At 70.7% G+C, this 9,165-nt stretch carries 13 protein-coding genes; 2 read left to right on the top strand and 11 right to left on the bottom strand.

Going from position 1 to position 9,165, the window contains the following annotated elements:
- Positions 1-16: 16 nt before the first annotated feature.
- Complete coding sequence (gene coaA, locus BKD30_RS13795) at positions 17-1,012, top strand: type I pantothenate kinase (protein WP_083956534.1); 996 nt, start codon at positions 17-19, stop codon at positions 1,010-1,012.
- A 341-nt stretch (positions 1,013-1,353) separates the two neighbouring features.
- The gene (mscL, locus tag BKD30_RS13785; RefSeq protein ID WP_076705492.1) at positions 1,354-1,749 is read left to right on the top strand and encodes a large conductance mechanosensitive channel protein MscL; all 396 of its coding nucleotides are present in this window, start codon (positions 1,354-1,356) and stop codon (positions 1,747-1,749) included.
- 16 nt (positions 1,750-1,765) lie between these two features.
- On the opposite strand, the gene glmM is transcribed toward mscL, so the two are convergent.
- The 11 genes from glmM to BKD30_RS16890 all read right to left on the bottom strand — a co-directional run bounded on the left by glmM (position 1,766) and on the right by BKD30_RS16890 (position 9,008).
- Complete coding sequence (gene glmM / locus BKD30_RS13780) at positions 1,766-3,127, bottom strand: phosphoglucosamine mutase (RefSeq protein WP_076705490.1); 1,362 nt, start codon at positions 3,125-3,127, stop codon at positions 1,766-1,768.
- Between the two features lie 181 nt (positions 3,128-3,308).
- Positions 3,309-3,812, bottom strand: coding sequence for a 30S ribosomal protein S9 (gene rpsI / locus BKD30_RS13775; protein WP_076705488.1), 504 nt, complete (start codon positions 3,810-3,812; stop codon positions 3,309-3,311).
- Positions 3,813-3,841: 29 nt separating this feature from the next.
- Complete coding sequence (rplM, locus tag BKD30_RS13770; RefSeq protein ID WP_076705487.1) at positions 3,842-4,285, bottom strand: 50S ribosomal protein L13; 444 nt, start codon at positions 4,283-4,285, stop codon at positions 3,842-3,844.
- A 270-nt stretch (positions 4,286-4,555) separates the two neighbouring features.
- Entirely contained in the window at positions 4,556-5,482 is a 927-nt protein-coding gene (locus tag BKD30_RS13765) for a tRNA pseudouridine synthase A (RefSeq protein ID WP_083956532.1), read from the bottom strand.
- A 115-nt stretch (positions 5,483-5,597) separates the two neighbouring features.
- Positions 5,598-6,176: a 50S ribosomal protein L17 gene (gene rplQ / locus BKD30_RS13760; RefSeq protein ID WP_076705486.1), complete on the bottom strand. Its 579-nt coding sequence runs from the start codon at positions 6,174-6,176 to the stop codon at positions 5,598-5,600.
- Between the two features lie 26 nt (positions 6,177-6,202).
- Complete coding sequence (locus BKD30_RS13755; RefSeq protein ID WP_076705485.1) at positions 6,203-7,210, bottom strand: DNA-directed RNA polymerase subunit alpha; 1,008 nt, start codon at positions 7,208-7,210, stop codon at positions 6,203-6,205.
- A gap of 161 nt (positions 7,211-7,371) precedes the next feature.
- A complete protein-coding gene (gene rpsK / locus BKD30_RS13750; RefSeq protein WP_076705484.1) occupies positions 7,372-7,773 on the bottom strand; it encodes a 30S ribosomal protein S11 in 402 nt (133 codons plus the stop codon).
- A gap of 49 nt (positions 7,774-7,822) precedes the next feature.
- Entirely contained in the window at positions 7,823-8,197 is a 375-nt protein-coding gene (gene rpsM / locus BKD30_RS13745; protein WP_076705483.1) for a 30S ribosomal protein S13, read from the bottom strand.
- 188 nt (positions 8,198-8,385) lie between these two features.
- Positions 8,386-8,499, bottom strand: coding sequence for a 50S ribosomal protein L36 (rpmJ, locus tag BKD30_RS13740; protein ID WP_017833320.1), 114 nt, complete (start codon positions 8,497-8,499; stop codon positions 8,386-8,388).
- A gap of 15 nt (positions 8,500-8,514) precedes the next feature.
- Positions 8,515-8,736 (bottom strand): translation initiation factor IF-1, encoded by a 222-nt coding sequence (infA, locus tag BKD30_RS13735; protein WP_076693529.1) that lies wholly within the window; start codon positions 8,734-8,736, stop codon positions 8,515-8,517.
- 149 nt (positions 8,737-8,885) lie between these two features.
- Positions 8,886-9,008 carry a hypothetical protein gene (locus BKD30_RS16890; protein WP_268874389.1) on the bottom strand — a complete coding sequence of 41 codons (123 nt, stop codon included), beginning with the start codon at positions 9,006-9,008 and terminating at the stop codon, positions 8,886-8,888.
- Positions 9,009-9,165 lie beyond the last annotated feature (157 nt).

Below are 9,165 nucleotides of genomic sequence, written 5' to 3'. Positions count from 1 at the left end.
GGGCAGAATCGAGACGATGAGCGTGGAGCCCGCGGGCCTCGTCCCGACCCTGCCCCCCCGTGTCCCTTCCCTGGAGCACGGGGTGAGCCCGTTCATCGAACTGGACCGTCCCACGTGGGCGCGGCTGTCCACGGAGATCGACTCCCCGCTCAACCAGGAGGACATCGACCGGCTGCGCGGCACCGGGGATCCGCTGGATCTGGACGAGATCCGGGACGTGTACCTGCCGCTGTCGCGGCTGCTGAACCTCTACGTGGAAGCGGCCGGGCACACCCACAACGTGACCACCACGTTCCTCGGCGAGCGCACGCACCGCACCCCGTTCGTCATCGCCGTCGCCGGGTCGGTCGCCGTCGGGAAGTCGACCATCGCCCGGGTGCTGCGGGAGATGCTCCGTCGCTGGCCCAGCACGCCCGACGTGCAGCTGGTGACCACCGACGGCTTCCTGCTGCCGAACGCGGAACTGCAGCGCCGGGGCCTGATGGAGCGCAAGGGGTTCCCCGAGTCGTACGACCAGCGTGCCCTGCTGCGTTTCGTCGCCGCGGTCAAGAGCGGTGCCGAGGAGGTGCGGGCCCCCTGGTACTCACACCTGGTGTACGACATCGTGCCCGACCGGGAGGTCGTGGTGCGGCGTCCGGACGTGCTGATCGTCGAGGGCCTGAACGTGCTGCAACCGGCTCGCCGGCATCGGGACGGCCGGGTGGGCCTGGCCCTGAGCGACTACTTCGACTTCTCGCTGTACGTGGACGCCCGTACCGCTGACATCGAGAACTGGTACATCCACCGGTTCCGGCAGCTGCGCACGTCGGCGTTCGCCGATCCGCAGTCCTACTTCCGCCGGTTCGCCACCCTCTCCGACAGCGACGCGGAGGCCACGGCGCGCGGTTTCTGGCGCGGCATCAACGAGCCGAACCTGGTGCAGAACGTACTGCCGACCCGGGGCCGGGCGCAGCTGGTGCTGAGCAAGGACGCCGATCACTCCGTCCGCCGCGTCCTGCTGCGGAAGACCTGAGATGCGCCGGGCCGTTCGGACGATGGCCGTGGCCGCCGCGGTGGCGGCGGCGCTGCTGTTGAGCGCCTGCGACCGTCCCGCGCCGAGCCCTTCCCCCGATCCGTCCACGACCGGCCCGTCGTCGCCCGCTCCTTCCAGCACGGAGCCCTCCAGCACGGACAGCACCGGCACGGACGGCGGTACGGCGCCGGCAACCGGGCTCCCCGGCCGTCCCATTCCGACGCCGTCGCCCTTCACCCCCGTCCGGCCGGACCGCGGAGGGGACCGGATCCCGCCGGACCCCAACCCGACCCGCTGAGCCGGGGCTCGCCGGGCCCTGGCGTCACGGTACGCTGCTGCCCATGCTGCAGGGTTTCAAGGAATTCATCATGAAGGGCAACGTGCTGGACCTGGCCGTTGCCGTGATCATCGGGGCCGCGTTCTCCCAGGTCATCACCGCGTTGGTGCAGAGCGTGCTGATGCCGCTGATCGCGGCGCTGGTCGGCTCCCCGAACTTCGACAGTTTCGCCCGCGTCACCCTCAACGGCAACGACGTCGAATTCGGTGTCCTGCTCACCGCGATCGTCAACTTCCTGCTGGTCGCCGCGGCCGTCTACTTCGCGATCGTCCTGCCGATGAACAAGCTGATCGAACGGCGCAACCGCCGGCTCGGCATCGTGCCGGGCGACGCGCCCGCCGACCCGCAGGTGCAGCTGCTCACCGAGATCCGCGACGCGCTCACGACCAACCGCGCGTAGCGCGCGGGACCGGCGCTCAGACCTTTTCGACCAGGGCGACGCTGTCCCGCACCGCCTGGGCGAGGGACTCCGCCTCGGTGCGCGCGGTGTCCATGTCCGCGGCCTCGACCATCACCCGGACCACCGGCTCGGTGCCGGAGGGCCGCAACAGCACGCGTCCGGTCTCCCCCAGCCGCTGCTCGGTCGCGGCGATCACGGCCAGCAGCTCGGCGTGGGTGGCGGCACGGGACTTGTCCACGCCCTTGACGTTGATCAGCACCTGGGGCAGACGGGTCATCTGGGCGGCCAGCGCCGACAGGGGCCGCCCGGTGGCGGCCACCTGCGCGGCGAGCTGCAAGCCGGTGAGCACCCCGTCGCCCGTGGTGGCGTGGTCGGCGAAGATGACGTGCCCGGACTGTTCCCCGCCGAGGGAGTAACCGCCCTCGCGCATCCGTTCCAGCACGTACCGGTCACCGACGCCGGTCTCCTCGATCCGGATGCCGGCGTCGCGCAAGGCCAGTTTGAGGCCGAGATTGCTCATCACGGTCGCCACCAGCACGTCGTCGCGCAGGCTCTCCCGCCGCTTGAGGGCGAGGGCGAGGATGGCCATGATCTGGTCGCCGTCGACCGTCTCTCCGCGCTCGTCGACGGCCAGGCAGCGGTCCGCGTCCCCGTCGTGCGCGATGCCCAGGTCCGCTCCGTGCGCGAGGACGGCGGCGCTCAGGGCGTCCAGGTGCGTCGACCCCACCCCGTCGTTGATATTGATCCCGTCCGGGTCGGCGCCGATCACGATCACCCGGGCGCCCGCGTCGGCGAAGGCCTGCGGGGAGCAGCCGCTGGCGGCACCGTTCGCGCAGTCCACGACGACGGTCAGGCCGTCGAGGCGGGCGGGCAGCGTGGCGAGCAGGTGCAGCACGTAGCGGTCCTCGGCATCGGCGAACCGCTGGATCCGCCCGACGTCGGCCCCGGTGGGCCGCCGGCGGTCCGCGCCGCGGAAGACGGCCTCGATCTCGTCCTCGACCGCGTCCGGCAGCTTCTGGCCGCCGCGGGCGAAGAACTTGATGCCGTTGTCGGGCGCGGGGTTGTGGGAGGCGGAGATCATCACGCCGAAGTCCGCGTCGATGTCGGCGACGAGGAAGGCCGCGGCCGGCGTCGGCAGCACCCCGGCGTCGTAGACGTCCACGCCCTCGCTGGCCAGCCCTGCCGCGGTGGCGGCGGCGATGAACTCGCCACTGACCCGCGGGTCACGGGCCAGCACCGCTCGGGGCCGCACGCCGTGCTCCGTGCGGTCGTGGCCGAGCACCTGCGCGGCGGCCTGGGCGAGCCCGAGGGCCAGCTCCGCCGTCAGGGTGCCGTTCGCCAGGCCGCGGACTCCATCGGTTCCGAACAATCTAGACATCGCCACTCATCATAGCCGGGGACCGGAACGACACCGGCGCTCGGGCCCGGTGTCGTTCCGGTCCGGCGTCGTTGCCGGCGCGTCGCGCCGGCGTTCGTCCCGGCACGACGAAACGGCCGGTCGCCCTGGGCGACCGGCCGTCCGGGTGCGGGCAGCGGGATGAGTCCGCCGCCGCGCAGGATCAGCGCTTCGAGTACTGCGGCGCCTTGCGGGCCTTCTTCAGGCCGGCCTTCTTGCGCTCGATCACGCGGGCGTCGCGGGTGAGGAAACCGGCCTTCTTCAGGGTCGGGCGGTTGTTCTCCCGGTCGATCTCGTTCAGGGCACGGGCGATGCCCAGCCGCAGCGCACCGGCCTGGCCGGAGGCGCCGCCGCCGTCGATCCGGGCGATGACGTCGTACGAACCCTCGAGTTCGAGGATGCGGAACGGGTCGTTGACTTCCTGCTGGTGCAACTTGTTCGGGAAGTAGTTCGCCAGCTCCCGGCCGTTGATCTGCCACGAGCCGGAGCCCGGGATGAGCCGGACACGGGCGATGGCCTCCTTGCGGCGACCCACGGCGGCACCGGGCACGGTCAGGGCCGGACGGGCGGTGGCGGGGGCCTCGGCGCCGGCGGGCGCGGACTCGCTGGTGTAGCTGGTCAGATTGTCCTCGCCGGCGGCGATGGTCTGCTCGTCGTTCTGAGCCACGATTCTCCTTGGGTGTGCGGGGCCCGCGACTACTGCGCGACCTGGGTGATGGCGAACGTCTGCGGCTGCTGCGCCGCGTGGGGGTGTTCGGGCCCGACGTAGATCTTCAGCTTGGCCAGCTGCTTGGCGGCGAGCGAATTCTTCGGCAGCATGCCCTTGACGGCCTTCTCCACCGCGCGAGCCGGGTTCTTCTCCAGCAGCTCGGCGTAGCTGACCGACTTCAGGCCACCCGGGTACCCGGAGTGCCGGTAGGCGCGTTTCTGCTCGGCCTTCGCGCCGGTCAGCGCTACCTTGTCGGCGTTGACGATGATGACGAAGTCGCCGGTGTCCATGTGGGGCGCGAAGGTCGGCTTGTGCTTCCCGCGCAGCAGCGTTGCGGTCTGGCTGGCAAGGCGACCCAGGACGACGTCGGTGGCGTCGATGACGTGCCACTTGCGGTCGATGTCACCGGGCTTCGGAGTGTACGTTCGCACGTTGTTTGCCTTCGTTTCGATACAGTTCGTGGTGGCGCAACTGTGGACGCGCCGAGGTCGGTGCGACGGGAGACGGCCAGGTGAGGGCTGGGCATCATTTCCCCTGATCCTCGACCGGCGCAACCCCGTCGACGGTGTCCTGCAACCGGACGCGACGTGGGTGCGCGTGATCCGGGCAGGACACGCACAACAGCTGACCACATTACCGGTTCCGGGGCCTGCGGGTCAAAGCGGATCCCGCCACCCGCCGCCAGCTCGTCCGAAGCGGGCTCAGTCGAGCGGGTCGCGCCGGGCGCGGGTGGCCGTGGCCCGGGCGGCGAGTTCCTCGGCCGCCGGGTAAGTGACTTCCTCCAGGACCAGCGGGTGCGGCGGCGCCAGCCGGATGGCGGAGTCCCGGATCCGCGCGTCGAGCCGCTCCCGCAGCCACCCGGTGTCCCGCCGACCGTCGCCCACGTGCAGAGCGGCACCGATCAGGCCACGCACCATGTGGTGGCAGAACGCGTCCGCGACGACGTCGGCGACGACGACGCCGTCCGGCTGCCGGACGAACCGGAACCGCTGTAGGTCCCGCACCGTGGTCGCGTGGTCCCGGGGCTTGCAGAAGGGCAAGAAGTCGGCCACTCCGGTGACAGCCGACGCAGACCCGTTGAGGGCGTCGACGTCCAGCGGCTCCGGATGCCACAGGGTGCTGCCGCGGACCAGCGGGTCGCGACCGGCGGCCGGGTCGGCGATCCGGTAGCTGTACCGCCGGGAGAGCGCCGAGAACCGTGCGTCGAAGCCCGACGGCGCGGTCGCGGCGCTGTGCACGACGATCGCCCCGGCCGCGTGCGGACCGATGTCGCTCAGCACCCGACCGAGCACCCCGCGCAACCGCCGCAGCAACGCGTCGGCCGGGTCCCCGCCGTGCCGGCGCCCTAGTCCGTCCCATTCCGCAGGCGTGACGTCGAGATGGGCGACCTGGCCGCGCGCGTGCACGCCGGCGTCCGTGCGCCCGGCCACGGTCAGCCGCGCCGGCCTGCGCAGCAGCAGGGTCAGGCCGGCTTCCAGGGCGCCCTGCACCGTCGGCGCGGTCGGCTGGGTGGCCCAGCCGGCGAAGGGGCTTCCGTCATAGGCGATGCCGAGGCGGATCCGCAGGCTCCGGCGGTCCGGTTCGTCCGCCGGTCCGGTGCTCGCCGCGGGCGCGGGCTGCTCGCTCATGCTCTCCTCGGAATCGGGTGGCTCGGACGCACGATGCCCGTGCCCACCGGCAAGAACGCACGATGCCCGCCCCCGCAGGCGGGGGGCGGGCATCGACGCGCGATCACGGGCGAGGTCAGGCCTTCTCGGCGTCGCCCTCGGCAGCGTCGTCCGTGGCGGCCGGAGCCTCGGCCGCAGCCGCGGTGGTCTCCTCATCGACCGGCGCGGCGGCCTCCTCGGCGGGGGTCACGTCGGCCGTGCTGTCCTCGGCCGGCACCGGCGGCGCGGCCGGGGCGACGGTGGCACCACGACGGGTGGCGGTCTCCGCCTCCGCGACGGTGGCCTGCCGGGCGGACACCGGCTCGAGGACGAGCTCGATCACGGCCATCGGCGCGTTGTCACCCTTGCGGGGGCCGATCTTGATGATCCGCGTGTAGCCGCCGTCGCGCTTAGACACGGCGGGCGCGATCTCGGTGAAGAGCTCGTGCACGACGGTCTTGTTGCTGATCACGGCCAGCACACGCCGGCGGGACGCCAGATCCCCGCGCTTGGCGAAGGTGACCAGCCGCTCGGCGAACGGGCGGAGGCGCTTGGCCTTCGTCACGGTGGTGGTGATCCGGCGGTGCTCGAACAGCGAGGACGCCAGGTTGGCCAGCATGAGGCGCTCGTGGGCGGGGCCGCCTCCGAGGCGCGGGCCCTTGGTGGGGGTGGGCATGGTTGTTCTCCTCTAGAAACGGCGGGTCAGAGTTCGTCGTCGCCGTACTCGGCGTCGTCCTCTTCCAGGGCGGCACGGGCGGCCAGGTCGAAGCCGGGGGGCGAGTCCTTGAGCGAGAGACCCAGCTCCAGCAGCTTGGCCTTGACCTCGTCGATGGACTTGGCGCCGAAGTTCCGGATGTCCATCAGGTCCGCCTCCGACCGCGCGACGAGCTCACCCACGCTGTGGATGCCCTCCCGCTTGAGGCAGTTGTACGAACGGACCGTCAGTTCCAGGTCCTCGATCGGCAGGGCCATGTCGGCCGCCAGCGCGGCGTCCGTCGGCGACGGCCCGATCTCGATGCCCTCGGCGGCGGTGTTCAGCTCCCGGGCCAGTCCGAACAGTTCCACCAGGGTGGTGCCGGCGGAGGCCACGGCGTCGCGCGGGCTGATCGCCGGCTTGGTCTCGACGTCCACGACCAGGCTGTCGAAGTCGGTGCGCTGCTCGACGCGGGTAGCCTCCACACGGAAGGTGACCTTGAGCACCGGCGAGTAGATGGAATCGACCGGGACCCGGCCGATCTCGGCGTCGAACGACTTGTTCTGTGCCGCCGAGACGTAGCCGCGGCCGCGCTCGATGGTCAGCTCGACCTCGAACTTGCCCTTGTCGTTCAGGGTGGCGATGTGCAGGTCCGGGTTGTGGAACTCCACCCCGGCCGGCGGGGCGATGTCCGCGGCGGTCACGACGCCGGGGCCCTGCTTGCGCAGGTAGGCGACGACGGGCTCGTCGTGCTCCGAGGAGACGGAGAGCTGCTTGATGTTCAGGATGATCTCGGTGACGTCCTCCTTGACACCGGGCACCGTGGTGAACTCATGCAGCACACCGTCGATGCGGATGCTGGTGACGGCGGCGCCGGGGATGGAGGAGAGCAGGGTCCGACGCAGCGAGTTGCCGAGTGTGTAACCGAAACCGGGCTCGAGCGGCTCGATGGTGAAACGGGAGCGCGTCTCGGAGACGACGTCTTCCGTGAGGGTGGGGCGCTGTGCAATGAGCACTTCGGGGGTTTCCTTTCAGCGAGCGACCGCTATATGACGCAACACAGTGATGGAATGACCGCGTCCGGTCACCGGTGCGGCGTGCGCAGCACACCGGGGCCGCGGGACGTGACACGACCGAGCGACCGGATCCGCGATGCGGACCCGGTCGCCGGGATGAATCAGACGCGGCGGCGCTTCGGCGGCCGGCAGCCGTTGTGGGCGCTGGGGGTGACGTCCTGGATGGTGCCGACCTCCAGGCCGGTGGCCTGGAGGGACCGGATCGCGGTCTCGCGGCCGGAGCCGGGGCCCTTGACGAAGACGTCGACCTTCTTGACGCCGTGCTCCTGGGCACGCTTGGCCGCGGATTCCGCCGCCATCTGCGCGGCGTACGGCGTGGACTTGCGGGAGCCCTTGAATCCGACCTCGCCGGCCGAGGCCCAGGAGATCACGGCACCGGTGGGATCGGTGATGGACACGATGGTGTTGTTGAAGGTGCTCTTGATGTGCGCCTGACCGAGCGTGATGTTCTTCTTGTCCTTGCGGCGCGGCTTGCGCACCGCCGTGCGGTTCTTCGGGGGCATGTCTACTCTCCTGGGATGGGATCTGCGTTCGCGAGCGGTCCGCTGCGGGTCAGCGGGCCTTCTTCTTGCCGGCCACGGTGCGCTTCGGGCCCTTGCGGGTACGCGCGTTGGTCTTCGTGCGCTGACCGCGCACCGGCAGGCCGCGGCGGTGCCGCAGACCCTCGTAGCTGCCGATCTCGACCTTGCGGCGGATGTCGGCGGCCACCTCGCGGCGGAGATCGCCCTCGACCCGGAAGTTGCCCTCGATGTAGTCACGCAGCTGGACGAGTTGGTCGTCCGTCAGGTCCTTCACCCGGACGTCCGGGCTGATCCCGGTCTCGGCCAGGGTCTGGTGCGCGCGGGTGCGGCCCATGCCGTAGATGTAGGTGAGCGCGATCTCGACCCGCTTCTCACGGGGAATGTCGACGCCAGCGAGACGTGCCATGTGGCGGTTCTCCTTGCTTCTTCCGGAGGTCTGGAGCATCACCGTCCGCGACGTCCCGTCGCGGTCCTCGGCCTCCGGGACCGGGGGTGTGCGAGCCGTGCCCGCGGTGGTGCTGGTGTGGCCGACGCCGACGGCGCCGAGGTGGGTGCAGGTGCACCCGGAAGCGGCCCAGGGCCTCCCGAGGGAGGTCAGCCCTGGCGCTGCTTGTGGCGTGGGTTCTCGCAGATCACCATGACCCGCCCGTTGCGGCGGATCACCTTGCACTTGTCGCAGATCGGCTTCACGCTCGGTTGGACCTTCATGTCTTTCCTTTGCGTTTACTTGTAGCGGTAGACGATGCGGCCGCGGGACAGGTCGTAGGGAGAGAGCTCCACCACCACGCGGTCCTCGGGGAGGATCCGGATGTAGTGCTGACGCATCTTCCCGGAGATGTGGGCGAGCACCAGGTGACCGTTGGACAGCTCCACCCGGAACGTGGCGTTGGGCAGCGCCTCGGTCACTGTGCCCTCGATCTCGATGACACCGTCTTTCTTGGCCATGAACTCCGCTATCGTTTTCTCGTCCGCTCCGGTCGGAGCGGTGGGACGTTCCCAGTTGTCGGACCTCTGCCGACGGCGGCATCGAGGCGAGACCCGGAGACCGGACTCTCCCCGGCCGGCAACAGGGCCCAGACAACCAACGGTCTATCCTACACCACCGCCGGCCGGTCGCTGACGCCGCCGGCTGCGTGCGGCACGGCGGAGGTCATCGCCTGGACCGTCGTCGCTCGGCGACCGGCGAGCGGGTCGGTGAACCCGGTCTTAACCGTCACCGAACAGTTGGACAGCAGTCCGGGAAGATGCCGCGAACTCGGCCTGTGACGCCTCGATCGCATGCTGAAGTGTCCGTGGTCGGTCCGCGCGAACCGGTCCCCGGTGGGGCGTGCTTCGCGGGTACCGACCGCGACCGTGTCCCCGAACTCGAGGTAG

This window comes from Tersicoccus phoenicis, assembly GCF_001968835.1.
In the GTDB taxonomy this organism is placed as follows: Bacteria; Actinomycetota; Actinomycetes; order Actinomycetales; family Micrococcaceae; genus Tersicoccus; species Tersicoccus phoenicis.
Note: the sequence above shows the minus strand (reverse complement) of the source record. Positions and strands in the feature narration are given on the sequence as shown.